The organism is Mesorhizobium sp. RSR380A, assembly GCF_054719385.1.
Map to the genome: position 1 here is coordinate 3,845,039 of NZ_JBTTIB010000001.1, position 22,772 is coordinate 3,867,810.

General features: G+C 63.1%; 24 protein-coding genes and 2 tRNA genes. 11 read left to right on the top strand and 15 right to left on the bottom strand.

Annotated features, from left to right (window positions below; all coding sequences use genetic code 11):
* Positions 1–150 precede the first annotated feature (150 nt).
* The 3 genes from ACYG9Z_RS18540 to ggt all read left to right on the top strand — a co-directional run bounded on the left by ACYG9Z_RS18540 (position 151) and on the right by ggt (position 5,531).
* Positions 151–2,253, top strand: coding sequence for a bifunctional rhamnulose-1-phosphate aldolase/short-chain dehydrogenase (locus tag ACYG9Z_RS18540; protein WP_023751965.1), 2,103 nt, complete (start codon positions 151–153; stop codon positions 2,251–2,253).
* Between the two features lie 107 nt (positions 2,254–2,360).
* Entirely contained in the window at positions 2,361–3,653 is a 1,293-nt protein-coding gene (rhaI, locus tag ACYG9Z_RS18545; RefSeq protein WP_023751966.1) for an L-rhamnose catabolism isomerase, read from the top strand.
* A 138-nt stretch (positions 3,654–3,791) separates the two neighbouring features.
* Positions 3,792–5,531 carry a gamma-glutamyltransferase gene (gene ggt, locus ACYG9Z_RS18550; RefSeq protein WP_023751967.1) on the top strand — a complete coding sequence of 580 codons (1,740 nt, stop codon included), beginning with the start codon at positions 3,792–3,794 and terminating at the stop codon, positions 5,529–5,531.
* A gap of 17 nt (positions 5,532–5,548) precedes the next feature.
* Here ggt and ACYG9Z_RS18555 read toward each other — a convergent pair whose 3' ends face one another.
* From ACYG9Z_RS18555 to ACYG9Z_RS18565, 3 genes are all read right to left on the bottom strand, one after another.
* On the bottom strand, positions 5,549–5,896 hold the full coding sequence (locus tag ACYG9Z_RS18555) for a hypothetical protein (RefSeq protein ID WP_032885862.1): 348 nt from the start codon (positions 5,894–5,896) through the stop codon (positions 5,549–5,551).
* A 185-nt stretch (positions 5,897–6,081) separates the two neighbouring features.
* A complete protein-coding gene (locus tag ACYG9Z_RS18560) occupies positions 6,082–7,431 on the bottom strand; it encodes a sigma-54-dependent transcriptional regulator (RefSeq protein ID WP_023681918.1) in 1,350 nt (449 codons plus the stop codon).
* Positions 7,428–9,287 carry a sensor histidine kinase gene (locus ACYG9Z_RS18565; protein WP_023681917.1) on the bottom strand — a complete coding sequence of 620 codons (1,860 nt, stop codon included), beginning with the start codon at positions 9,285–9,287 and terminating at the stop codon, positions 7,428–7,430. The genes ACYG9Z_RS18560 and ACYG9Z_RS18565 overlap by 4 nt, the downstream gene beginning before the upstream one ends.
* A gap of 230 nt (positions 9,288–9,517) precedes the next feature.
* Between ACYG9Z_RS18565 and ACYG9Z_RS18570 the strand changes: the two genes are divergently transcribed.
* Positions 9,518–10,852 carry a dicarboxylate/amino acid:cation symporter gene (locus ACYG9Z_RS18570; protein WP_023681916.1) on the top strand — a complete coding sequence of 445 codons (1,335 nt, stop codon included), beginning with the start codon at positions 9,518–9,520 and terminating at the stop codon, positions 10,850–10,852.
* A 135-nt stretch (positions 10,853–10,987) separates the two neighbouring features.
* Positions 10,988–11,569 carry a histidine phosphatase family protein gene (locus ACYG9Z_RS18575; protein ID WP_023681915.1) on the top strand — a complete coding sequence of 194 codons (582 nt, stop codon included), beginning with the start codon at positions 10,988–10,990 and terminating at the stop codon, positions 11,567–11,569.
* Positions 11,570–11,591: 22 nt separating this feature from the next.
* On the opposite strand, the gene ACYG9Z_RS18580 is transcribed toward ACYG9Z_RS18575, so the two are convergent.
* On the bottom strand, positions 11,592–12,344 hold the full coding sequence (locus ACYG9Z_RS18580; RefSeq protein WP_023681914.1) for a pseudouridine synthase: 753 nt from the start codon (positions 12,342–12,344) through the stop codon (positions 11,592–11,594).
* 148 nt (positions 12,345–12,492) lie between these two features.
* Between ACYG9Z_RS18580 and ACYG9Z_RS18585 the strand changes: the two genes are divergently transcribed.
* Both ACYG9Z_RS18585 and ACYG9Z_RS18590 read left to right on the top strand, forming a co-directional pair.
* A complete protein-coding gene (locus ACYG9Z_RS18585) occupies positions 12,493–12,654 on the top strand; it encodes a hypothetical protein (protein ID WP_023669672.1) in 162 nt (53 codons plus the stop codon).
* A gap of 28 nt (positions 12,655–12,682) precedes the next feature.
* The gene (locus ACYG9Z_RS18590; protein WP_023669673.1) at positions 12,683–12,892 is read left to right on the top strand and encodes a DUF768 domain-containing protein; all 210 of its coding nucleotides are present in this window, start codon (positions 12,683–12,685) and stop codon (positions 12,890–12,892) included.
* Between the two features lie 89 nt (positions 12,893–12,981).
* Here ACYG9Z_RS18590 and ACYG9Z_RS18595 read toward each other — a convergent pair whose 3' ends face one another.
* Positions 12,982–13,440: a hypothetical protein gene (locus tag ACYG9Z_RS18595; RefSeq protein WP_023669674.1), complete on the bottom strand. Its 459-nt coding sequence runs from the start codon at positions 13,438–13,440 to the stop codon at positions 12,982–12,984.
* A gap of 190 nt (positions 13,441–13,630) precedes the next feature.
* Here ACYG9Z_RS18595 and ACYG9Z_RS18600 point away from each other — a divergent pair, with 190 nt between their 5' ends.
* On the top strand, positions 13,631–13,894 hold the full coding sequence (locus ACYG9Z_RS18600; protein ID WP_023681913.1) for a DUF982 domain-containing protein: 264 nt from the start codon (positions 13,631–13,633) through the stop codon (positions 13,892–13,894).
* Positions 13,895–13,954: 60 nt separating this feature from the next.
* Positions 13,955–14,554, top strand: coding sequence for an SOS response-associated peptidase (locus ACYG9Z_RS18605; protein ID WP_023681912.1), 600 nt, complete (start codon positions 13,955–13,957; stop codon positions 14,552–14,554).
* Between the two features lie 97 nt (positions 14,555–14,651).
* Here ACYG9Z_RS18605 and ACYG9Z_RS18610 read toward each other — a convergent pair.
* From ACYG9Z_RS18610 to ACYG9Z_RS18655, 10 genes are all read right to left on the bottom strand, one after another.
* Positions 14,652–14,727: transfer RNA gene (locus ACYG9Z_RS18610), tRNA-Phe, on the bottom strand.
* 214 nt (positions 14,728–14,941) lie between these two features.
* A complete protein-coding gene (gene yacG, locus ACYG9Z_RS18615) occupies positions 14,942–15,133 on the bottom strand; it encodes a DNA gyrase inhibitor YacG (RefSeq protein ID WP_023669280.1) in 192 nt (63 codons plus the stop codon).
* A complete protein-coding gene (locus ACYG9Z_RS18620) occupies positions 15,130–15,756 on the bottom strand; it encodes a Maf-like protein (protein WP_023681911.1) in 627 nt (208 codons plus the stop codon). Before ACYG9Z_RS18620 ends, yacG begins: the two co-directional genes overlap by 4 nt.
* 19 nt (positions 15,757–15,775) lie before the next feature.
* Entirely contained in the window at positions 15,776–15,994 is a 219-nt protein-coding gene (infA, locus tag ACYG9Z_RS18625) for a translation initiation factor IF-1 (RefSeq protein ID WP_006200926.1), read from the bottom strand.
* Positions 15,995–16,179: 185 nt separating this feature from the next.
* The gene (locus tag ACYG9Z_RS18630) at positions 16,180–16,644 is read right to left on the bottom strand and encodes an arsenate-mycothiol transferase ArsC (RefSeq protein WP_081725519.1); all 465 of its coding nucleotides are present in this window, start codon (positions 16,642–16,644) and stop codon (positions 16,180–16,182) included.
* A complete protein-coding gene (locus ACYG9Z_RS18635) occupies positions 16,632–17,117 on the bottom strand; it encodes a UPF0262 family protein (protein ID WP_023669283.1) in 486 nt (161 codons plus the stop codon). Before ACYG9Z_RS18635 ends, ACYG9Z_RS18630 begins: the two co-directional genes overlap by 13 nt.
* A gap of 6 nt (positions 17,118–17,123) precedes the next feature.
* The gene (gene hisD / locus ACYG9Z_RS18640) at positions 17,124–18,416 is read right to left on the bottom strand and encodes a histidinol dehydrogenase (protein ID WP_023669284.1); all 1,293 of its coding nucleotides are present in this window, start codon (positions 18,414–18,416) and stop codon (positions 17,124–17,126) included.
* A 134-nt stretch (positions 18,417–18,550) separates the two neighbouring features.
* The gene (locus ACYG9Z_RS18645; RefSeq protein WP_023669285.1) at positions 18,551–18,985 is read right to left on the bottom strand and encodes a DUF2948 family protein; all 435 of its coding nucleotides are present in this window, start codon (positions 18,983–18,985) and stop codon (positions 18,551–18,553) included.
* Between the two features lie 167 nt (positions 18,986–19,152).
* Positions 19,153–20,445 (bottom strand): UDP-N-acetylglucosamine 1-carboxyvinyltransferase, encoded by a 1,293-nt coding sequence (murA, locus tag ACYG9Z_RS18650; RefSeq protein WP_023669286.1) that lies wholly within the window; start codon positions 20,443–20,445, stop codon positions 19,153–19,155.
* A gap of 142 nt (positions 20,446–20,587) precedes the next feature.
* Positions 20,588–20,782, bottom strand: a complete 195-nt coding sequence (locus ACYG9Z_RS18655; RefSeq protein WP_023669287.1) for a hypothetical protein — start codon at positions 20,780–20,782, stop codon at positions 20,588–20,590.
* A 150-nt stretch (positions 20,783–20,932) separates the two neighbouring features.
* On the opposite strand from ACYG9Z_RS18655, the gene ACYG9Z_RS18660 reads away from it, so the two are divergent.
* Both ACYG9Z_RS18660 and ACYG9Z_RS18665 read left to right on the top strand, forming a co-directional pair.
* Positions 20,933–21,007, top strand: a tRNA-Thr gene (locus ACYG9Z_RS18660).
* Between the two features lie 79 nt (positions 21,008–21,086).
* The gene (locus ACYG9Z_RS18665; RefSeq protein ID WP_023707986.1) at positions 21,087–22,757 is read left to right on the top strand and encodes a DUF6538 domain-containing protein; all 1,671 of its coding nucleotides are present in this window, start codon (positions 21,087–21,089) and stop codon (positions 22,755–22,757) included.
* Positions 22,758–22,772 lie beyond the last annotated feature (15 nt).

Genomic DNA, 22,772 nt, shown 5'->3' on the forward strand with positions numbered 1-22,772 from the left:
AACCACCAGTGTCAATCATTTCCGCTCATATAATTTCATTGTGCAGTGCAATATGATCGATCTTGATCGTTTATGATTGACAACCGAGATGCTTGCGTAGACATTTCCGGCAAAATGGACCGCGCCTTTTGCGTCCCAGGGAGGATAATCATGCTCGACAAGCGCTCCGGCTCGCGCCTTGCCAACCTTTGGGACGATGCTAAAGCCAAGGGGCTGAGCGAGCCTGAGCTTCTGGTCTATCGCTCCAACACGCTCGGCTCCGACAAGCGTGTCACCAATTATGGCGGCGGCAACACCTCGTCCAAGATCCGGCAGAAGGACCCGCTCTCCGGCGCCGAAGTCGAAGTGCTATGGGTCAAGGGCTCGGGCGGCGACAGCGCCTCGATCAAGCTGGACGGTTTCGCCACGCTTTACATGGACAAACTGCAGGCGCTGAAAGGCCTTTATCGCGGCGTCGCGCATGAGGACGAGATGGTGGGCTATCTTCCCCACTGCACCTTCAATCTCAACCCGCGCGCGGCCTCGATCGACACGCCGCTGCACGCCTATGTGCCGAAGCCGTTCGTCGATCACATGCATCCCGATGCCATTATCGCGATTGCCGCGGCCAAGGGTTCCAAGGCGTTGACCAAGGAGATCTTCGGTGACGCCATCGGCTGGCTGCCGTGGAAGCGGCCGGGCTTCGAACTTGGCCTCTGGCTGGAGAAATTCTGCGTCGAACACCCCGAGGCCAAGGGCGTCATCCTCGAAAGCCACGGCTTGTTCACCTGGGGCGACACACCCAAGGAGTGCTATGAGACGACGATCTCGGTCATCAACCAGGCGATCGAGTGGTTCGAGCGCCGCTCCGAGGGTCTCGCCATCTTCGGCGGCGAAGTCGTCAAATCGCTCGACGCCGCTGAGCGCCGCGCCATCGCGGCGAGACTGATGCCGAGGATTCGCGGCCTGATTTCGGAGAAGAGCCACAAGCTCGGCCATTTCGACGATTCCGCCGCCGTGCTCGAATTCGTCAACTCCAGGGATTTGCGCCCGCTGGCGGCGCTCGGCACTTCATGCCCGGATCATTTCCTGCGCACAAAAATTCGCCCGCTGGTTATCGAGTTCGACCCAGCGAAGCCCGACGTCGAAGCCGTTATCGCCCGACTCGCCGACGATATTGCTGAGTACCGTGTCGGCTACCAGGCCTATTACGACAGCTGCAAGCATCCGGACTCGCCCCCGATCCGTGACCCCAACGCCGTGGTCTACCTGATGCCCGGCGTCGGCATGTTCACCTTCGCCGGCGACAAGGCCACCGCCCGCATCTCTGGCGAATTCTACGTCAACGCCATCAACGTCATGCGCGGCGCCTCGACCGTCTCGTCCTATGTCGGCCTGCCGGCGCAGGAGGCCTTCGACATCGAATACTGGCTGCTCGAGGATCTGAAGCTGCAGCGCATGCCGAAGCCGAAGTCGCTCGCGGGCCAGATCGCGCTGGTCACCGGCGGCGCCGGCGGCATCGGCCGCGCCACCGCCAGCCGACTGCTGCGCGAAGGCGCCTGCGTCGTGCTGGCCGATATCGACGAGGCCGCACTTGCCAGCGCCAATGACGAACTGGCGAAAGCCTATGGCAAGGACTTCGTCCGGCCGGTGCTGATCGACGTCACCGCGGAGGAGCAGGTGATTTCCGGCTTCGCCCAGACAGCCGTCGAGTTCGGCGGCATTGATATTCTCGTCTCCAACGCAGGCCTCGCCTCCTCGGCGCCGATCGAGGAGACGACGCTGGCGCTGTGGAACAAGAACTTGGACATATTGTCGACCGGCTATTTCCTGGTCTCGCGCGAAGCCTTCCGGCTGTTCCGCGCCCAGAAGATCGGCGGCAATGTCGTCTTCGTCGCCTCCAAGAACGGTCTTGCGGCGTCGCCCAACGCCGCCGCCTATTGCACCGCCAAGGCCGCCGAAATCCATCTCGCTCGCTGCCTGGCGCTGGAAGGCGCCGAAGCCCAGATCCGGGTCAATGTCGTCAATCCGGACGCCGTGCTGCGCGGCTCGAAAATCTGGACCGGCGAGTGGAAGGAACAGCGCGCCGCCGCCTACAAGATGTCGACCGACGATCTGGAAGAACACTACCGCTCGCGCTCGATGCTGAAGCGCTCGGTGTTTCCGGAAGACATTGCCGAAGCGATTTATTTCTTCGCCTCCGACATGTCGGCCAAATCCACCGGCAACATCATCAACGTCGACGCCGGCAACGCGCAGAGCTTTACGCGCTGAGTTAAGGGCGGAGCGCTTCTCTTCTCCCCGTCACTATAAGGGGAGAAGGTGGCCCGAAGGGCCGGATGAAGGGCAGCGCTGACTGAACGCATTGGGAGGAATAGCACTTGTCCGAAACCATCATCGCCGCCGATCTCGTCTCCAGCCACAACGCCCAGCGCAAACCCGACCTCGAGCGCGACTACGCGTCGCTCGGCGAACGCCTCGACCGCCGCGGCATCGCCATCGATGCCATCCGCGACAAGATCGAGAAATTCGCCGTCGCCATTCCGTCCTGGGGCGTCGGCACAGGCGGCACGCGGTTTGCCCGCTTTCCCGGCGCCGGCGAGCCGCGCGACATTTTCGACAAGATCGAGGACTGCGCCGTCATCAGCCAACTGACACAGGCGACGCCGACCGTCTCGCTGCATATACCGTGGGACAAGGCCGATCCGAACCGGCTGAAGCAGGCGGCCTCGCGCTTCGGCCTCGGCTTCGACGCCATGAATTCCAACACCTTCTCGGATGCCAGGGACCAAAAACTGTCCTACAAGTTCGGGTCGCTGTCGCATGCCGATGCCGGCACGCGCCGCCAGGCGGTCGAGCACAATCTGGAATGCATCGAGATCGGCAAGACGCTGGGGTCCAGGGCGCTAACAGTGTGGATCGGCGACGGCTCGAATTTCCCCGGCCAGGTCAATTTCGCCAAAGCCTTCGAGCGCTATCTCGACGCGATGAAGGAGATCTATGCCGGACTGCCCGCCGACTGGAAACTGTTCACCGAACACAAAATGTACGAGCCGGCTTTCTACTCCACGGTCGTGCAGGACTGGGGCACCAACTACCTCATATCCAAGGAGCTGGGCGACAAGGCCTACTGCCTGGTCGACCTCGGCCACCATGCGCCCAACGTCAACATCGAGATGATCGTGTCGCGGCTGATCCAGTTCAAGAAACTCGGCGGCTTCCACTTCAACGATTCCAAATATGGCGACGACGATCTCGATGCCGGCTCGATCGATCCCTATCGGCTGTTCCTGGTCTTCAACGAACTGGTCGATGCCGAGCTGTCCGGCGCCGAGGGTTTCGATCCCGCCCACATGCTCGACCAGAGCCACAACGTCACCGATCCGATCGAAAGCCTGATGCTGTCGGCGGTCGAGGTGCAGCGCGCCTATGCGCAGGCGCTGCTGGTCGACCGCAAGGCGCTCGAGGGTTTCCAAGACGGCAATGATGCGCTGATGGCGACGCAGACGCTGAAAGCTGCCTACCGCACCGATGTCGAGCCGATCCTTGCCATGGCGCGGCTGAACACAGGCGGCGCCATCGATCCAGTCGCCGCATATCGCGCGGCGGGCTACCGGGCGAAGGTCGCGGCGGAACGGCCGGCGGTTGTGGGCGGTTCAGGCGGGATTGTTTGAGATTGGCTAATCTCCACCACAGGGGGGAGATCAGCTTGCCTCTGCCGGCAGGCGAACATCAATATGTGTTCGCTCATATTGATGATGGACTCGGCAGCTCCATGTAGCTCTTCTAGGCACCGCACTTGGAGCACCGCCATGCCCTTGACCCGCCGGACGCTGATTGGCGTCACCCTTTCGCTCGCAATTGCGCTCGCGCCATCCGGCGCGCTCCATGCCGCCTCGCCACAACCGGCGAAGGGCGAGCACGGCATGGTCGTCACCGCCCAGCATCTGGCGTCGGAAGCCGGCGTCGAGGTGCTGAAGAAGGGCGGCAATGCCGTCGATGCGGCGGTCGCCGTCGGCTATGCGCTCGCCGTCGTCTACCCTAATGCCGGCAATATCGGCGGTGGCGGGTTCATGACCATCCGCTTCAAGGACGGCAAATCGACCTTCCTCGATTTCCGCGAGCGCGCGGCGCTGGCGGCAACCAAGACCATGTATCTCGACAAGGACGGCAATCCGGTGAAGGGCGCCAGCCTTGATGGCTACCTTGCGGTCGGCGTACCGGGTTCCGTGGCAGGGTTCGAGATGGCTCGTGAAAAATATGGCACGCTGCCACGCCAGGATTTGATGGCGCCGGCAATTGCCTATGCCAAGGATGGCTTCATCCTCGACCAGGGCGACGCTGCTTCATTCGCGAGCAATGCCGCACGGCTGGCGAAGGACCCTGCCGCCGCCGCCATCTTCCTGAAGCCGGACGGCAAACCCTATGGCGCCGGCGAGCGTCTCCTCCAGCCCGATCTTGCAGCCTCGCTCGCCGCCATCTCCGAAAAAGGCGCCGACGCCTTCTACAAAGGCGCCATCGCCGACGCCATCGTCAAGGCGAGCGGCGCCAAGGGCGGCATTCTGGCCAACTCAGACTTCGAGCAATATAAGGTACGCGAGCTGCAACCGGTGAGCTGCACCTATCGGGGCTATGAGATCACGTCCTCGCCGCCGCCAAGCTCCGGCGGCGTCATCATCTGCGAAATCCTCAACGTGCTGGAGGGCTACCCGCTGTCTTATCTCGGCGCCCGCTCGGCCGAGACCGTGCATGTCATGGTCGAGGCGATGCGCTACGCCTATGTGGACCGCAACTCGGCGCTCGGCGATCCCGATTTCGTCGACAATCCGGTCTCGAAACTGCTCGACAAGGGTTACGCCAAGGAGATCCGCGACAAGATCGACCCGTTCCGCGCCGGCGTCTCGCAGGATTTGATGCCGAAGGGCTTCGGCGAGTCGAAGGAAACGACGCACTATTCAATCATCGACGATGACGGCAATGCGGTCGCGGTCACCTATACGCTGAACGGTTCGTTCGGCGCCGGCGTGGTCGCCGACGGCACCGGCATCCTGCTCAACAACGAGATGGATGATTTCACCCAGAAGCCTGGCGTGCCCAACCTCTACGGTCTCGTGCAGGGAGAGGCCAATGCCATCCAGCCGAAGAAGACGCCGCTGTCATCGATGAGCCCGACCATCGTCGCCAAGGACGGCAAGCCGTTCATGGTTATCGGCAGCCCCGGCGGCTCGCGCATCATCACCATCACGCTGGAAGCCATCGTCAACGTCATCGACCACGGCATGAACATCCAGGAGGCGATCGACGCATCGCGCATCCACCATCAATGGCTGCCCGACACGATCTATGTCGAACCGTTCGGCCTGTCGCCCGACACTGAAAAACTGCTGGCCGGCATGGGCTACCACCTCGATCTCGCGGATTCTACCTGGGGTCAGGCGGCCGGCATTCTTGTCGGCGGCAAGAGCCTGGCGGAAATCGAGAAGGGCGGCGGCGCCCGCTACAACGGCGCCATCGACAGCCGCGCCGCATCCGGCGAGGCGATTGGCTACTGATCAAAACAAGAGATTGATCAGAGGACGAGCGTAAGCGTCGACCCGACGAGCATCAGCGCCGCGATCACGACGAACGCCGCGTAGATGCGGGGACGGTCGAGGAGCAGCGCATTGCCCGATATCCAGGCCGCGGTTGCGCCGCCAAGCGCAAACAGGAAGCCGTTCCGGTGACCAAAGGTCATGGAAGCGGCCATCAGCCCGCCAATGATCAGCGCGCCGAAGACGATGATCACGGCAACGGCGTATTTCTCGAAGTCGTTGCCGCCGCCCATGGCCGGGCCGATCGCGTTCAAATTCGTCAGATCGTCCGGATCGAACGGGTTGGTCGATCCATATTCATCTTGACCGACAGGTTCTCGCATCATTCATTCTCCGCTGACCGGCAACAAATCATCAACATCTGCCGAGCGCAACCGGATCGCGCCGTGCCGAAGGCCGCCGATGCGGTCTTCAACACTTTCTGATGCCGACTTGCCACGGTTTTTTTGCGCCGGTTCACAATATCTACCCTGCTTTCGGTTCCACAGGCCTGAATTACCTGGAAAATGAATTACCTGGAAAAATCGCTGCGCACGATGCCGTGCCGCTGCAGCTTGTCGTAGAAGGTCTTGCGCGGAATGCCGAGCGCTTCGATCGTGCGCCGGACATCGCCGTCATTGCGGCCAAGTGCCTCGCGGATGACATCGGCCTCATAGCGTTCCAGCCGTTCCGGCAATGAACTGGCGTCATCCGGCTCCGCCGATGCGGCAGGTGGCGCTTGCGCCGCTTCCTCCAGTCCCAGCACGAAACGCTCGGCGAAATGCGCGAGTTCACGCACATTGCCCGGCCAGTCGTGCTGGCTCAGATGGCGGTGCACTGAGGCAGGCACTGCTGGCATTTGCCGGCGGAAGCGGGCGGCTGCACGCTCGGCGAAGTAGAAGAACAGCAGGGCGACGTCGTCGCGGCGTTCGCGCAGCGGCGGGATCGAGATCGTCACCACATTGAGCCGGTAGTAGAGATCCTCGCGGAAGGCGCCGCGCCGGCTGGCATCGCCGAGATCGACCTTGGCGGCGGCGACGACGCGCAGGTCGACCGGCCGGATTTCATTGGTGCCGAGCGGCGTCACCTCGCGCATTTCCAGCACCCGCAGCATCTGCACCTGGGTCGAGGCCGGCATGCTTTCGATCTCGTCGAGAAACAGCGTGCCGCCGCTCGAATGCTCGATGCGGCCGATGCGCTTCTTCTGTGCGCCGGTGAAGGCGCCGGCCTCATGGCCGAACAGTTCGCTTTCGATCACCGTGTCCGGCAGCGTGCCGCAATTCAGCGCCACGAAATTGCCCCTGGCGCGGCGGCTCCAGCGATGCAGCAGGCTCGCCACCACCTCCTTGCCGGAGCCGGTCTCGCCGGTCACCAGAACGTCGACATCGGTATCGGCGATTTGCCGCAGCGTCCGGCGCAATCGCTCCATCGCCGGCGTCTGCCCGATCAGCGGCAGGCCGTCCTGCGCCTGTTCGGCGCTTTCGCGCAAGGCGCGGTTCTCCATCACCAGCCGGCGCTTTTCCGCCGCCCGTGCCACACTTTGCGCCAGCCGGTCGGCGGCGAAAGGCTTGGTGATGAAGTCGTAGGCCCCATCCTTGATCGCCTTGACCGCAACCGCGATGTCGCCATGCCCGGTGACCAGGATTACCGGAATATCGGCATCGAGCTGCAAGACGCGGTCGAAGAGCTGCAGGCCGTCAATGCCGGGCATGCGGATGTCGGACACCACCACGCCGGGAAAATTGGCGTCGAGCCCGGCCAGCGCCTCGGCCGCCACCGCAAAGGCCGAGACGGAAAAACCAGCGAGTTCCAGCGTCTGCCGAGTGGCCCTCAGCAATTCGCTGTCGTCGTCGATCAATACGACCGGTGCGGTGTCCATCATGCTGCCCTGGCGAGGTGAACGGTGAAGCGCGTGCCGTCTCTGCCGCTCGCCACCTCGATGCGCCCGCCATAATCGGCGACGATGTCCTGCGAGATGACGAGGCCGAGCCCCAGGCCTTTTTCCTTCGAGGTGTTGAACGGCGTGAACAATGACTTGAGGATGGCAGGCGAAATGCCCGGCCCATTGTCGGCGACGGCAAGCGCCACGCCGTCGGCCGTCTCCTGGGCCGACACCTGCACCCTGGCGCCGTCGCGCCCGTCCAGCGCTTCCAGCGCATTCTGGAACAGGTTGATCAGCACCTGTTCGAGCCGCAGCCGGTTGCCCATCACCTTGAGCGTTACCGGCGGCAGCGTGATATCGAGCGCGTCCAGCCGGCCGGCAAAGCGGCTTCTGAGCAGCACCACGGCGCCCTCGATGACGCCGCGCAGTTCGACCGGTTCGGCTGCCGTGCGCCCCTTGCGGGCAAAGACCTTCAACTCTTCGGTGATGCCGCCGATGCGCTCGGTCAGCGCGGCAATCGCTCCAAGGTTCTCCTCGGCCGAGGCGGTCTGCTTGCGCTCCAGGAACACACGCGCATTGTCGGCATAGGCGCGGATGGTCGCCACCGGCTGGTTGATCTCATGCGCGACGCCGGCGGCAACCTGGCCGAGGGTAGCAAGACGGTTGGCCTGCACCAATTCCTGCTGCATGACCTGCAGCTTGGCTTCGGTGCTGCGGTGATCGGTGATCTCGGCCTGCAGCCGGTCGCGAGCCAGGCTGAGGTCATGCGTACGCTCGACGACGCGGCGCTCGAGCTCTATGCGCGCTGCCTGTTCGGCGGCGATGCGCATCTGCGCCGACTGACGGCGCCACAGGAGGTAGCCGGCCAGCGCCAGCAACGGCACCACGACGCCCAGCGCCAGCAGCCGCATCTCACGCACCGCAGCCGCGATCGGCGCTTCGACCGGCACGAGATAATCGAGCCGCCATGGCGTCGATTGGACCAGTGTCGAAAGCCTGAGATATTCGGCATCGCTGCCGCCCGGTGTTATCGCATGCACCATCGACACGTCAGGGCTCAATGCCTCGGGGCGTGTGATCGGCAAGGGGATCAGCGGCGCGTTGCCGAATTGCTGGCTGCTCCGGATGGCGGCAGCCACCGGGCCGGTCAGCGGCGCGGTGGTCATGAAGCGCCAGGACGGCACGCTGGTGATCAGCACGACGCCGTGGTCGTCGCTGACATAGGCCGGCCGGTTGGCCTCATGCCAGTCGGCTTCAAGCTGGTCGAATTCCATCTTGACGACGACGACGCCGAGCGGTGCCGCCGCATTGCCGACGCGACGCGAAATATAGAGGCCCGGGCGCTTGCTGATGTTGCCCAGCGCAAAATATTCGGCCGTTCCCGATTGCATGGCGCCGGAGAAATAGGCGCGGAAACCATAGTCGTTGCCGACGAAGCTGGTTGTTTCGCGCCAGTTGCTGGAGGCGATCGCAAACCCGTCGACGCCGGTGACGTAAAGCACCGAAGCCTTGGTGCCGGAGACCAGCCCTTCGAGCTTGCGGTTGAGCACGTCGATCGTGACAGCGCCCTTGTTCTGCAGGGCGTCATGCACCTGCTGGTCCTCGGACAAGAGCAGCGGCAGCGCCCGCGGGCTTTCCAGCACGGCGCGCAGCAACGCAACCTTCAGATTGGCATCGGTGCGGCCTTGCGCCGCCAGTGCCGCGACCTCGGCGCGGCGCGCGTAGAGGCCGGCGCCGGTGAGCGCCGTGGCAACGATCACCAGCGCGATCGCCGCAAACAGCAGCCAGGCGCGACGCGCGCGTTTGCCGAGTTGCTCGGGCGTCGGCGACAGGACCGCGACAGGGCGTTGCAGCATTCCCTATTTGTGCATGATTTCGCACAAAGCACAATTCAGTCATGCGGATGTCCGCACTTGCGTTGAGCGGCAGCAGCCTCGATCGGACGAATACTCAACAAAATCAATGGCTGCGGTATGCCGCACAGTCTGGCACGGCAGTTGCAGTGACCAATACGGCAGTCGCAAGGCTGCGGAAAACAACTGCCCCGGGAGGTCGAGCTTTCGATCGGGGCGCCATGGAGGACGTCATGCAGCCAGCATTCGCTGCCGCCGAACCGCGCGGCAAGCTACCCTTTTACCGTCATCTCTACGTGCAGGTCCTGACGGCGATCGCCGCCGGCGTGCTGCTCGGTCATTTCTATCCCGAACTCGGTGCTTCGCTGAAGCCGCTCGGCGATGCCTTCATCAAGCTGGTCAAGATGGTGATCGCGCCGGTCATCTTCCTGACGGTGACCACCGGCATTGCCGGCGTCTCCGACCTGAAAAAGGTTGGCCGCGTCGCCGGCAAGGCGATGATCTATTTCCTGGTCTTTTCGACCCTGGCGCTGGTCGTCGGCATGGTCGTCTCCAACGTCGTCCAACCGGGCGCCGGCATGCACATCAATGCGGCGACGCTCGACCCCTCGAAGGTCGCCACCTTCACCGAGAAGGCGCATGACACGACCATCGTCGGCTTCCTGCTCAACATCATCCCCGACACCATCACCGGCGCCTTCGCGCAAGGCGACATTCTGCAAGTGCTGTTCTTCTCGGTGCTGTTCGGCATCTCTCTCGCTCTGGTCGGCGAGCGCGGCCGCCCGGTCGTCGATTTCCTGCAGGCGCTGACCTCGCCTATCTTCCGCCTGGTCGCCATCCTGATGAAGGCCGCCCCCATCGGCGCCTTCGGCGCCATGGCCTTCACCGTCGGCAAATACGGCATCGGCGCGATTGCCAACCTCGCCTTTCTGATCGGCACCTTCTACCTGACGTCGCTGCTCTTCGTGCTGGTCGTGCTCGGCGCTGTCGCTTGGTACAACGGCTTCTCGATCCTCGCCTTGATCCGCTACATCAAGGAAGAGCTGCTGCTGGTGCTCGGCACCTCGTCCTCGGAAGCCGCTCTTCCCGGCCTGATGGCCAAGATGGAGCGCGCAGGCTGCAACCGCTCGGTGGTCGGCCTGGTCATCCCGACCGGCTATTCCTTCAACCTCGACGGCACCAACATCTACATGACGCTGGCGGCGCTGTTCATCGCCCAGGCGACCGATACGCCGCTCACCTATGGCGACCAGATCCTGCTGCTGCTCGTCGCCATGCTGAGCTCCAAGGGTGCCGCCGGCATCACCGGCGCCGGCTTTATCACGCTGGCCGCCACGCTCTCGGTGGTGCCTACTGTGCCGGTCGCCGGCATGGCACTGATCCTCGGCGTCGACCGCTTCATGTCGGAATGCCGGGCGCTGACCAACTTCGTCGGCAATGCAGTGGCGACGATCGTCGTGGCGCGCTGGGAAGGCGAACTCGACCAGACCAAGTTCGCCGCCGCCATGGCCGGCACATTGTCCGAGGAAGCCGACCTGGCGCTGTCGGGCGATCTGCAGCCCGCCTGACCGCTCCGGGCACTGACGTTTGAGCACAAGGCCGCAGCCGATTCGGTTGCGGCCTTTCCTTTTCCGCCTGCACGTGGCTGGCGCTGGCCGGGCCCTCCCGGGTAGGGTGCGGACGTAAAACCGAAAGGCCGGCGCATGAGCAATCCGTACCCCGAAATCTACCTCGTCCGTCACGGCGAGACGGAGTGGAGCGCTTCGGGAAAACACACCGGCCGCACCGACATACCGTTGACGGCAAAGGGCGAGGCGGCAGCTCGCGGCGTGGCGGACCGGCTCAAGGATCTGTCCTTCCAGGCGGTGTGGTCGAGCCCGTCGCAGCGAGCCTTCAGCACCTGCACGCTTGCCGGCTTCGGCGCTGCTGCCGTCAAGAAGGACGACCTGCAGGAATGGGACTATGGCGCCTATGAGGGCGTTAAGACCAAGGAGATTCTTGTGCAGCGCCCCGGCTGGCAATTGTTCCATGACGGCTGTCCCGACGGCGAGTCGGTAGCGGATGTTGGTGCCAGGGCCGACAGGATCATCGCCGGGCTGCGGGCAATCGAGGGCAATGTGCTGGTGTTTTCAAGCTCGCATTTCCTGCGCGTGCTGGCCGCGCGCTGGCTCGGTCTGCCACCCGAAGGCGGTGCGCACTTCGTGCTTGATACCGCGAGCCTCAGCATCCTCGGCTATGAGCACGATCTGAGCGAGCCGGTGATACGCAGGTGGAACCAGAAGTAGTGTTTCTCAGCAAGCCTGCCTCTTAACGCGCGAGCACCGCCAATTCCTCCGATGTCAGATGCCGCGCCTTGCCCATGGCGAGCTCGCCGAGCTGCAAACCGCCGATCGCCACCCTGACCAGCCTCAGCACCTCGATATCGAAGGCGCCGAGCAGGCGGCGGATCTGGCGGTTGCGGCCCTCGTCGAGCACGATTTCCAGCCATGCGGTGCGGCCGCCGCTGCGCAGCAGCTCGATCGAACTTGCGGCCAGCAGCTCGCCATCGACGATCGCGCCGTCGCGAAACCGCTTCAGCATCGCTTCGTCTGGCGCGGCACCGATCTGCACATGATAGGTCTTGGCGACATGCGAGGCCGGATCGAGCAGGCCGTTCGCCCAGCGCGTGTCGTTGGTCATCAGCAACAGACCTTCGCTGGCCTTGTCGAGGCGCCCGACCGGCGACACGAAAGGCAGCTCGAGCCCGGTGAGGCAGTCATAGACGGTGCCGCGATCCTGTGGGTCGTCGCGGGTGGTGACCAGCCCGCGCGGCTTGTTGATCATCAGGTAGACTTTTGCCTCGGCGACGATCTGCTCGCCGTCGACGTTGATGCGGTCGCGGCCGAGATCGACGCGCAGCGACGGATCGCGCACCACCTTGCCGCCAACCCGCACGCGCCCTTCGGCGATCAGCAGCTCGGCCTGCTTGCGCGAACACAGGCCGAGTTTGGAAAGCGCCCGGTTCAGGCTGACGCCTGCGCTCGCGGTCTGGTGTTGGGCGGTGTCTGGTGGCCGTGCCATGTCCTGCTTGCCATCCCAATGATCGGCATCGACAAATGCCACGCCCCGCATTGGCTTCGCAACCTGCCGCGGCATCAACATCACGGGTCGCGGGAGCGGGGCTGTTCTCAAATACGATGTGTCAGGGGGTCGGGCTCAACAGCCCGCCATGGAACGCTGCCCCGCGACGGACGTTGTTGCCGACGAGCGATTTGTCGCGAAAGGCACCGCCATGAAGAAAATCTACCAAAAGCCGACGCTCGTGAAGCGAGGCAGGCTCACCAGCCTGACGGCTCAGATCGTCGCTTCTGGGGTCATTCTGGGGGAATGATCCCCCAGATAACGGAAGGGATAAATCGATGAGCGAGCGCGGCGTTGATTTCCTGCAGGGCTGGATCCACGAGCACCTGCCGGGCGAACTGCCTGCCGACAAGGCAACGGCTCGAACCCTAACCACGCGAGCTGCCCTGGATGCTCGGCATTTAGGCCTTGAGGTCAGCGAGATCGAAGAGGATCTCGGTCCGCTGGAACGGGTGATTTTCGAGGCGCTGGATCAGCCCGATATCTGAGCCCCCGATATGAGCCCATTGCAGGCGATATTGGCCCATCGCCATCCTGGCGGGGGCTTTTCCGTGATGGCATCCGTGGGTGCGCAGCCCTAGGCAGCCCGCGCAGCTGACGCTCCCCGTGCCGGCGGCAATTCGAACACAGTGGCGCCGTTCTCTCGGCCGCGTTCGACATAACCGATGACACGGAACCATTTGCCGACGTCGGCCCGCTGCAGCCAGCTGCGCGAGTGGATGGGAAGGTTGCCGGCCAGCGCCTGAATGTGGCGGATGTGGCGCCTGCAGAAGCGGACCGTCGCGGCGCTGAAGAAACCCTCCTGCGCGGCAAACAGCGTGTCGGCGGCGTCGCTGTTCTCGTGCCAGGCGACGATCGCCACCGTCTTGTCGCCCTCGACCAGCGCGTGCGCTCGGCCTTCCTTCAAATTCATCATCAGATTGTCGTAGGCGACCTTGCTGTCCTTGCCGGCGGCCACATACTCGTCCGACATCCGCGTGGACAGATCACGGAAGACACTTTCGAGATCGCCGATCGTAGCTGCGCGTGCTCGCATTTCTCCTCCTGCAGCCCCGGCAGGCAGTTTGCCCCAGGGAGAGGGGATCACCAAGCAAATCAAATCCGCCATTTGGCCGATGCGCGCAAAGTGATTTCAGAAGGCGGGTTTATTGCGTTGGCAAATCGCTCCCGTGGAACCGAACTTGCCTCCCCCGAATTGACTCGCGATCGCGTTCGGGAGGGGAAGCATGCAAGATCAGCATTTCGATGAGCCGGTTCGCGTGGCGCTCGGCAGGTCCAGAAACACGATCTACAAGGTGGAGCGTGTCGCGCAGGCCGCTGACATCCTCATGAACCGATGGCCCGTGAAGACAGGCGGCTATCACGTCGCCGCCCGCAAAGCCTGCCTTGGCGTTCTGGAAGGCCTTCAAGAGGCGCGCTATGCCCGCGCCGCCTTCGTCAACGCGGCGATCGAGGCCGATATACTGCTCGAGCGCGACCGCGAGGGTTGAGCGGTCCATCGCCTCTTTGTTTGGCGTGAGGTAAACTGGCAGACCGGTCGGGAGCCTTCCATGTGCAACGACTATGAGCAGCATATTCTCTGGGCTGAATATTGCCGGATGCTGGAGTCGCTGGCACTCGAGATCCCGACCCATCAGACCGAACTTGACCTGCCGCGGGTTGATGACATCCATATCAACGATCCAGCCCCGATCATGCGCGCCGCCGGCGACACTGGCGTTGTTGAACTGACGTCGATGACGTTTGGATTTCCGCCGGCCGGCCCGAAAGGCGGACCAGTGTTCAACTTCCGCTCCGAAGGCCGGCAATTCGCCGGCAGCAAACGCTGCCTCGTGCCGGCATCCGCCTTCTTCGAGTTCACGGGCACGAAGTATCCGAAGGCAAAGCATCGCTTCACGCTCAACGGCTCGCCGTTCATGGCCATCGCAGGGCTTTGGCGTGAAGCTGCCGGCAACAAGCCGCCAACCTTCACCATGCTGACAACCGAGCCTGGACCGGATATTGCGCCCTATCACAGTCGGCAGGTCGTGGTGCTTCGGCCTGAGAATTGGTCCGCCTGGCTCAGTCTGACGAAGCCGGAAGCCGAACTGCTGCAGCCGCTTCCAGCCGGCTCGCTGCGCGTGGAGACCGTGCGCCCCGAAAGTTCATAACTCGGTTGCGCAGGCTTGCCGGCACAGCCGGCAGGCCGAAATCAGGAATCCGTCGGTGCGGCGCCAGGAAGTCAAGCCCTTGATGTTCAGAGAAAACTGGTGCCCAGAGGCGGATTCGAACCACCGACACGCGGATTTTCAGTCCGCTGCTCTACCAACTGAGCTATCTGGGCCTCGCCGGCAAACGAGACATCGCCTGACCGGATTTCAGGAAAGCGCCGTGGGGCACCCCTTGAAAGCGCGTGGGTTATAGCACGGGAATCCGGCCTGTCCAGCGCCTAAGCGCCGATTTTCCGGGGCAATTGTCGCAGACAATACCGACGCCGGCAAGGCAGCAATTGCGTAAGGTCGGCGAAGTGGAATTGCGCGGCCGGCACCGCCCAAACCCTACTTCGGCTCGTCGCTCTCGTCCTCGTCATCCCGCGCGGTGATGACATAGGCGCCCTTCAGCCAGCGGTTGAGGTCGATGTCCTTGCAGCGCTTCGAGCAGAACGGATAGGTCTCGCGCGCCGACGGCTTGCCGCATTCGGGGCAGGGGCGCTTCGGGCGCAGTGGTGTGACCTTATCGTCCAGGCTCATGGCCGCGCGGTATGCCAGCTGGTGTGGACCTTGAAGCCTTCGCCCGAAAGCAGCGCCACCGTCTCGTAGAGCGGCAGGCCGACAATGTTGGTATAGGAGCCGACCAGCTTGACGACGAACGAACCGGCGAGACCCTGGACGGCATAGCCGCCGGCCTTGCCGCGCCATTCGCCGGAGGCGACATAGGCGTCGATCTCCTCGCGTGGAAGCCGCTTGAAGCGTACCCTGGATTCAACCAGCCTTTGGCGCAGCTTGCCGCCCGGCGTAATCAGGCAGATGCCGGAATAGACCCGGTGCGAACGGCCCGAAAGCAGTCCAAGGCAATTGGCGGCGTCGTCCAGCGTCTCGGCCTTGGGCAGGATGCGGCGTCCGACCGCGACCACCGTATCGGCGGCCAGCACGAAACTTGGCGCATAGTCTTCCTCGCTTTTCAGCGAGGCCAGCGCCTTCTCGGCCTTTTCCTTCGACAGCCGCTTGGCCAGCGAGCGCGGATGTTCGGCGCGCAGCGGCGTTTCGTCGACATCGGCTGGCAGCACGCGGTCCGGCTCAATGCCGGCCTGTTGCAACAGTTCGATCCGGCGCGGCGAACCAGAGGCAAGCACGAGCTTCTGCAGGATGCTCATCGCGGTTCGCGCCGGACTGTTACTTGAAACGGTAGGTGATGCGGCCCTTGGTCAGGTCATAGGGCGTCATCTCGACCAGGACCTTGTCGCCGGTCAGCACACGGATGCGGTTCTTGCGCATGCGGCCAGCCGTATGGGCGATGATCTCGTGTTCGTTTTCGAGCTTCACCCGGAACATCGCGTTGGGCAACAATTCCGTCACGACACCCGGAAACTCGAGGACTTCTTCCTTCGGCATTCGATACCTTTGCTTGGATTGCAGTTCCGGCGCCCTGGAGCGCCCAGGCCGGAATTTCGGCGGAACCTATATGATAATCGTGCGCTTGTGAACACGCTTAGATCGCGTCATATGCGACGCGCTCCGAGCTTTCGTTTTATGCCTGTCGTTGTCTCAAAACCGGGACCGCTTTTAAGCGACATGCATCAATCCGCCGCGTTTTTTACCTCCGGAAGCAGAAAACGTCGGCTGATGCGCGCTTTCAGCCGTTCTCTCACGTCGCGATAGCTGGCCATGATCTGCTCGCGCCTGCCGCCGACATCGGTCGGATCCGGCATCGGCCAGTATTCGACGTCGACGGCAAGCGAGCGGGTGAGTTCGAGCGCGGCGTGGTGGGCTTCCGGCGCCAGGGTGACGATCAGGTCGAAATAATCGTCCTCGAGATCGTCCATCGAGCGCGGCTGGCGCTCGCCCAGCGTCAGGCCTTCTTCGGCCAGCACCGCGTCGACGAACGGATCGCGCTCGCCCCTGTGCACGCCGGCAGAGGCGACGAAAGTGGCCGGCGGCAGCATGCGCCGCGCCAGCTGCTCGGCCATCGGCGAGCGCACGGCGTTCATGCCGCACAAGAACAGGATCGAGCGGGGCGCCCCAGTCAGGTCTAACCCCGCCAGTGCAGCACGCAGACCAGCGTGAACAGCCGCCGCGCCGTGTCGAAGTCGATGTCGATCTTGCCGGCCAGCCGGTCCATCAACGTCTGCGAGCCTTCATTGTGCAGGCCGCGCCGGCCCATGTCGATCGCCTCGATATGGCTTGGCGTCGAGGAGCGGATGGCGTCGTAATAGCTTTCGCAGATCAGGTAGTAGTCCTTGACGATGCGCCTGAGCGGCGTCAGCGACAGGATATGGGTGACGACATCAGCACCATCCTCGCGGGCGACCGCAAACACCAGCCGGGATTCGGCCAGCGAGAGCTTCAGCCGATAAGGCCCGGCGCCGTCATCATTGACCGGCTGAAAGCTGTTTTCTTCGATCAGGTCGAAGATCGCCACCGCGCGCTCATGTTCGACATCGGGCGTCGAACGGCCGATCGACTCGTCGAGCTCGACATCGATCAGCCTTGCGCGGGTTTGATCGCCGTCCGCCATCGCCGCCTACATGTTCAGCCGGATGGCGACGGAGCGGCCATGCGCGTCGAGGCCTTCCGCCTTGGCCAGCGCAATCGCCGCCGGCGCAAGTGCTCTCAGCTGCTCCGGCCCGAGCTTCAGGATCGAGGTGCGCTTGACGAAATCGAGCACCGACAGGCCCGAAGAGAAGCGCGCCGAACGCGCCGTCGGCAGCACGTGGTTGGAGCCGCCGACATAGTCGCCGATGACTTCGGGCGTATGGCGTCCCAGAAACACAGCACCCGCATTGCGCATCCTGGCCAGGAAGCCCTCGGCATCGTCGATGGCGAGTTCCACATGTTCGGCGGCGATGCGGTCGACCAGCGGCAGCGCGGCTTCGATGGTCTCCACCAGGATCACCGCGCCGAAATCGCGCCAGCTGGCAGCCGCCGTCTCGGCGCGCGGCAGGCTCAGCAATTGGCGCTCGACCGCCTGTTCGACTGCTTTTCCGAACGCAGGATCGTTGGTGATCAGGATCGATTGCGCCGACACGTCGTGCTCGGCCTGCGCCAGAAGATCGGCGGCGATCCAGTCGGGATCGTTGCTGCCGTCGGCCACCACCAGCACTTCAGACGGTCCGGCAATCATGTCGATGCCGACCGTGCCGAACACCTGGCGCTTGGCGGCGGCGACATAGGCATTGCCGGGCCCGACGATCTTGGCGACCGGCCGGATCGTTTCGGTGCCATAGGCAAGGGCGGCAATCGCCTGCGCGCCGCCGACGCGGTAAATCTCTGAAACGCCTGATATATCGGCGGCCACCAGCACCAGCGGATTGATGATGCCGCCCGGCGCCGGCACGACGATGACGATGCGCTCGACGCCCGCCACCCTGGCCGGCACGGCGTTCATCAGCACCGAGCTTGGATAGCTTGCCGTGCCGCCCGGCACATAGAGCCCGACCGCCTCGATCGCCGTCCAGCGCGAACCCAACTCGACCCCGGCGGCATCGGTATAGCGATCGTCCTTGGGCATTTGTCGCTCGTGATGGGATCGGATGCGGTCACGGGCAAATTTCAGCGCCTCGACCGTCTGCGGATCGGCGTCTTTGTAGGCCTGCGCGATGTCGTCCTTCGACACGGCGATGCCGAGGCTATTGAGGTCGGCCTTGTCGAATTTCAGCGTGTAGTCGACCAGGGCAGCGTCGCCCTCGGCACGAACCCGCGCAATGATGGCGCGCACGGCAGTGTCGACGTCCTCCGATACCTCCCGCTTGGTGGTCAGGAAGGCGGCGAAACGCTGCGCGAAACCGGCATCGGACTGGATAAGCGTAATGGCCATCGGCTGCGTCTAGATCGTGATGAGACTTGGTTGAAATCTCATCACGATCTAACCCTTTGTTGGAGCAAGATCTCTGGACAGACGATTCCCGTTTTGTCCAACAAAAACCGGCACCCACTTTTTGGGATCATGCTCTAGACCCTGTGCACCGGACGCGAGGTGGCTTCCCAGGCGCCGCCTATGTCGGCAAGCCGCGCCTCGATGCATTCGACGTCGAGCATGATCGCGCCGCCGCCGGAAAAGACCAATTCGACGATGCCGGCCGGCTTGCTGATTTCGATAAAGCTGATTGCCAGAAGCGACAGCACCTCGGCCGGCCGATCGCGGGCAATGCCGCTGGTCTTGGCGCCGAGCACGCGGTCGAAATGCAACACCGCCTGGCGCCGCTCATTGTGCGGGCTGAACAATCCGGATTTCGCCTCCCAGACGAAGCGGTTCATGGTCAATATGAAACGCTTGGCCGAAGGCAGGTATTCGAGATCCGAGACTTTCATCACGGCGTCCTGGACGTGAGCCGAGACGATGCTCAGATCCTGATCGTCGAGCGCAATGAGTTTGAGGGCTGCCATGCCGAATGCACACCTGAAAGTTGGTTTCAGCCTTCTGTTAGGCGGTCTTTCCGGTCCGTGCAACCGCGACACAAATTCAACCCGAGGCTAGCGCCTCGGGTTTGAAGTGTTGGCGGTGAATGAAGGCAGCACCAGACGCCTGTCTGTCTGAAGCAACTGCCGTGCGGTTAAGCTGAAATCCGCTCGATCACCGCGCCGCAATTGGAGAGCTTTTCTTCCAGCCGCTCAAAACCGCGGTCGAGGTGGTAGACGCGGTTGACCGTCGTTTCGCCTTCGGCCGCCAGACCGGCGATGACCAGCGACACCGAGGCGCGCAGATCGGTCGCCATCACGGGTGCGCCCTTCAGCTTGGCGACGCCGTCGACGATCGCCGTTTGGCCGGACAGCGTGATGTGGGCGCCGAGCCGGGCCAGTTCCTGCACATGCATGAAGCGGTTTTCGAAGATGGTCTCGGTGATGCGCGACTTGCCCTTGGCCATGGTCATCAGGCCCATGAACTGCGCCTGCAGATCGGTCGGGAAGGCCGGGAACGGCGCCGTCATGACGTCGACCGGCGAAATGCCGGCGCCGTTGCGCCGGACGCGAATGCCGGAATTGGTCGGCGTGATCTCGGTACCGGTCTGGGCAATCACATCCAACGCGGTCTGCAGCAGCTCGGGGCGGGCGCCTTCGAGCACGACATCACCGCCGGTCATGGCCACCGCCATGGCATAGGTGCCGGTCTCGATGCGGTCGGGGATGACGCGCACGCGCGCGCCCGACAGCGACTCGACGCCATCGATGGTGATAACAGGCGTGCCGGCGCCGGAAATCCTGGCGCCCATGGCGTTGAGGCATTCGGCGAGGTTGACGATTTCGGGCTCGCAGGCGGCGTTTTCCAGCACCGTCTCGCCCTTGGCCAGCGCCGCCGCCATCATCAGCACATGGGTGGCGCCGACGGAGACTTTCGGGAAGACATAGCGATTGCCGACGAGGCGGCCGTTCCTGGTCTTGGCCAGCACATAGCCGGTGTCGACATCGATGTCGGCGCCCAGCGCCTGCAAGCCCTCGAGGAACAGGTCGACCGGCCGCGTGCCGATGGCGCAACCGCCGGGAAGCGACACTTTCGCCTCGCCCATGCGGGCCAGCAGCGGGCCGATCACCCAGAACGATGCCCGCATCTTCGACACCAGCTCGTAAGGCGCGGTCGTGTCGACGATGTTGCGGGCCGAGAAATTGATGGTGCGCGAATAGCCCTCATTCTGCTTCTCGCGGCGGCCGTTGACCGAATAGTCGACGCCGTGATTGCCGAGAATGCGGATCAGCTGCTCTACATCGGCCAGATGCGGCACGTTTTCCAGCGTCAGCGTGTCGTCGGTGAGCAGCGAGGCGATCATCAGCGGCAAAGCGGCGTTTTTCGCGCCCGAAATCGGAATGCTTCCGGCGAGCTTGTTGCCGCCGACAATTCTGATGCGATCCATGAGAGAATGTCCCCTCGGCCCGATAGGCCGGTTTTCGTCAGTTTGAGTATCGGCCCGTCTAGACCATTGGCCGGCTTGGTTCAAGAAATAGGATTTCTGAGCCCCTTTGGCCAAGGTGACCGGCCAGTGTGGCTGATATCGGTCAGTCCTTGTGCATTTTTTCAGCAGCCGGCAGTCCTTCGGGCCGCTGGTCAGGATCACCGGTGCGCCGCGAGCGCGCTTGCGTCTTGCGCTTCATGAGATTGGCGCGCAGCTGCTCGGCCAGACGGTCCTTGCGGTCAGTCCCGTCCTTTTTTTCCGGATCAGCCTTTTTCGGTGGAATTGTCTTCTCGTCCATCGTTCCGTCCCGCCCGCAACTGGCAGGGCCTGCCGTTCAAGGGATAGTTAGCATTGTGGCGCCGCCATGTCAGCGAAACTTGTCTGGCAAAGCCTTTCACAGACGCCTTGCGCTTGCCGGTTCTATATGGCAGAAGCCCCGCCATCAGCGGCTGCGGTAGCTCAGTGGTAGAGCACTCCCTTGGTAAGGGAGAGGTCGAGAGTTCAATCCTCTCTCGCAGCACCATCCCAAACCATTGTTTGGAAACAACTATCTGACTTTATTGGTCTTTCTGCCGCCTGTCTGGTACACAGGAGTGGTACACATGAGCTTGAGAATGCCTGCACCTAAGCCACATCCGAAGACTGGCGTCTATTACCTTCGACAACGCGCGCCGTCCGATTTGAGGGATATTCCACTGGACGGAAAGGTGGCAATTCCCGTTGGTGGCATCTTTAGGACGGTAAAGGCGGGGGCAACCGTCAAGGTTAGCCTCGATACGAAAGACCCCGCAGAAGCCAAAAGGCGTCACCGCGAAGCCGATGCTGCGCTACATGAGTACTGGCAGCGGTTCAGGGAAGGCCCTCAGCCACTCTCCAACAAGCAGGTCCAAGCCCTTGCCGGCGTCCTCTACGCCCGCCTGGTCGACATGATGGACAGGGAGCCCGGGGAGCAAGGCATCTGGAAAGAAGTCCTGCGGCTGAACAAAGGCAAGGAAGAGGGCGGCGAACTTGACCGCTGGTTCGGACCGACGGTTGATGAACTGTTCCTTGAGGAGGGCGTCAACACCAATCCCTTGAGCCGGACTCGCGTCGTCCATGCAGCCTACAAGGCAATCCAGCTTGCGGCCGAGACCAATCTCAGGAAGGCCGCAGGCGACTATTCGCCGGATGAAGCACGGAAGCGGTTCCCCGACTGGGAGAACGAGCGCGGCGAGGCCAAGCCAGCACCACGGACGGTGGAGGATTTGGACCTGTTCGCGCTCCTGGACCATAAGTTCGCGACACAGAGCCTCAATGAGAAGACCAAGAGGGACTACGCGCGAGACCTCGCCAAATTCGTCAAGAGCAGCGGGCACCGGAATGCTCAGGACGTGACGAGCGCGGATGTTCGGAAGTGGCGTGACGAATTGATAGCCGAGGGGCTTTCGCCATCGAAGATTAATGGCAAGGCCCTTGCGGCGTTGAGCGCGGTCCTCACCCACGCAGTCAGGGAGTTCAGCTTACCGGCAAACGTGGCTAACGACATTCGAGATCGAAGAGACGGCCCAGCGCCGGGCAAGAAGGGCTACAACATAGATGAAGCCAGGGCCATCCTCAGCGCCACGTTCAACGGAAGTTCCAAAGACATCTCAGCGCCTCACAAGCGCGCGCTCTTCTGGGTACCGTGGATATGCGCTTATTCCGGCCTACGAGTGACCGAGATCACTCAGCTTCGCGGCGTGGATGTCCGAACGGATGGTGACATACCCTATTTGCTCATCACGCCTGAGGCCGGTTCCACAAAGAGCGGCAGGGCGTGGATGACTGCCGTTCATCCGCACCTTGTGGAATTGGGCTTGCTTGACATGTTCAAGGAGGTGGGCGAGGGGCCGGCCTTCTACGTCCCCTATCCCAGGACCGACCTCACCAAGCTGACAGGAAAGCGTCGGTCGGAGGAGGCGGGCGTCCGAGTCGGGAATTGGATCACGGAGGAATTGGGTATCGCGGCACCGGGCGGCAAACCCAACCACGCTTGGCGGCACCTTTTTACGACGCTCTCGCGCGCTCACGACATGGACAAGCAGCACCGTGACTACATGCTTGGGAGTGGTCGTGAGGATGCTCGCGAGGGATACGGCGATTTCCCACCCAGCGCCCTCATCAGGGAAATCACGAAGCTGCCGCGCTTCGATGTCAAGGTGACGACTTGGAGACCACCAAACCAAGCCGTTCCAGCTCAAGCCCAACGCGAGCGGCAGATAGGCAAAGCGGGAGCCGAGCGGAAGGCTTTGTGAGGCGGAGGGTGTAGT

What these genes read in the sequence shown, in the direction of transcription:
- ACYG9Z_RS18540 (WP_023751965.1), top strand. Translation starts at nt 151, where the DNA reads ATGCTCGACAAGCGCTCCGGCTCGCGCCTTGCCAACCTTTGGGACGAT.
- ggt (WP_023751967.1), top strand. Translation starts at nt 3,792, where the DNA reads ATGCCCTTGACCCGCCGGACGCTGATTGGCGTCACCCTTTCGCTCGCA.
- ACYG9Z_RS18555 (WP_032885862.1), bottom strand. Translation starts at nt 5,896, where the DNA reads ATGATGCGAGAACCTGTCGGTCAAGATGAATATGGATCGACCAACCCG.
- ACYG9Z_RS18560 (WP_023681918.1), bottom strand. Translation starts at nt 7,431, where the DNA reads ATGATGGACACCGCACCGGTCGTATTGATCGACGACGACAGCGAATTG.
- ACYG9Z_RS18565 (WP_023681917.1), bottom strand. Translation starts at nt 9,287, where the DNA reads ATGCTGCAACGCCCTGTCGCGGTCCTGTCGCCGACGCCCGAGCAACTC.
- ACYG9Z_RS18570 (WP_023681916.1), top strand. Translation starts at nt 9,518, where the DNA reads ATGCAGCCAGCATTCGCTGCCGCCGAACCGCGCGGCAAGCTACCCTTT.
- ACYG9Z_RS18575 (WP_023681915.1), top strand. Translation starts at nt 10,988, where the DNA reads ATGAGCAATCCGTACCCCGAAATCTACCTCGTCCGTCACGGCGAGACG.
- ACYG9Z_RS18580 (WP_023681914.1), bottom strand. Translation starts at nt 12,344, where the DNA reads ATGGCACGGCCACCAGACACCGCCCAACACCAGACCGCGAGCGCAGGC.
- ACYG9Z_RS18585 (WP_023669672.1), top strand. Translation starts at nt 12,493, where the DNA reads ATGGAACGCTGCCCCGCGACGGACGTTGTTGCCGACGAGCGATTTGTC.
- ACYG9Z_RS18590 (WP_023669673.1), top strand. Translation starts at nt 12,683, where the DNA reads ATGAGCGAGCGCGGCGTTGATTTCCTGCAGGGCTGGATCCACGAGCAC.
- ACYG9Z_RS18595 (WP_023669674.1), bottom strand. Translation starts at nt 13,440, where the DNA reads ATGCGAGCACGCGCAGCTACGATCGGCGATCTCGAAAGTGTCTTCCGT.
- ACYG9Z_RS18600 (WP_023681913.1), top strand. Translation starts at nt 13,631, where the DNA reads ATGCAAGATCAGCATTTCGATGAGCCGGTTCGCGTGGCGCTCGGCAGG.
- ACYG9Z_RS18605 (WP_023681912.1), top strand. Translation starts at nt 13,955, where the DNA reads ATGTGCAACGACTATGAGCAGCATATTCTCTGGGCTGAATATTGCCGG.
- yacG (WP_023669280.1), bottom strand. Translation starts at nt 15,133, where the DNA reads ATGAGCCTGGACGATAAGGTCACACCACTGCGCCCGAAGCGCCCCTGC.
- ACYG9Z_RS18620 (WP_023681911.1), bottom strand. Translation starts at nt 15,756, where the DNA reads ATGAGCATCCTGCAGAAGCTCGTGCTTGCCTCTGGTTCGCCGCGCCGG.
- infA (WP_006200926.1), bottom strand. Translation starts at nt 15,994, where the DNA reads ATGCCGAAGGAAGAAGTCCTCGAGTTTCCGGGTGTCGTGACGGAATTG.
- ACYG9Z_RS18635 (WP_023669283.1), bottom strand. Translation starts at nt 17,117, where the DNA reads ATGGCGGACGGCGATCAAACCCGCGCAAGGCTGATCGATGTCGAGCTC.
- hisD (WP_023669284.1), bottom strand. Translation starts at nt 18,416, where the DNA reads ATGGCCATTACGCTTATCCAGTCCGATGCCGGTTTCGCGCAGCGTTTC.
- ACYG9Z_RS18645 (WP_023669285.1), bottom strand. Translation starts at nt 18,985, where the DNA reads ATGGCAGCCCTCAAACTCATTGCGCTCGACGATCAGGATCTGAGCATC.
- murA (WP_023669286.1), bottom strand. Translation starts at nt 20,445, where the DNA reads ATGGATCGCATCAGAATTGTCGGCGGCAACAAGCTCGCCGGAAGCATT.
- ACYG9Z_RS18655 (WP_023669287.1), bottom strand. Translation starts at nt 20,782, where the DNA reads ATGGACGAGAAGACAATTCCACCGAAAAAGGCTGATCCGGAAAAAAAG.
- ACYG9Z_RS18665 (WP_023707986.1), top strand. Translation starts at nt 21,087, where the DNA reads ATGAGCTTGAGAATGCCTGCACCTAAGCCACATCCGAAGACTGGCGTC.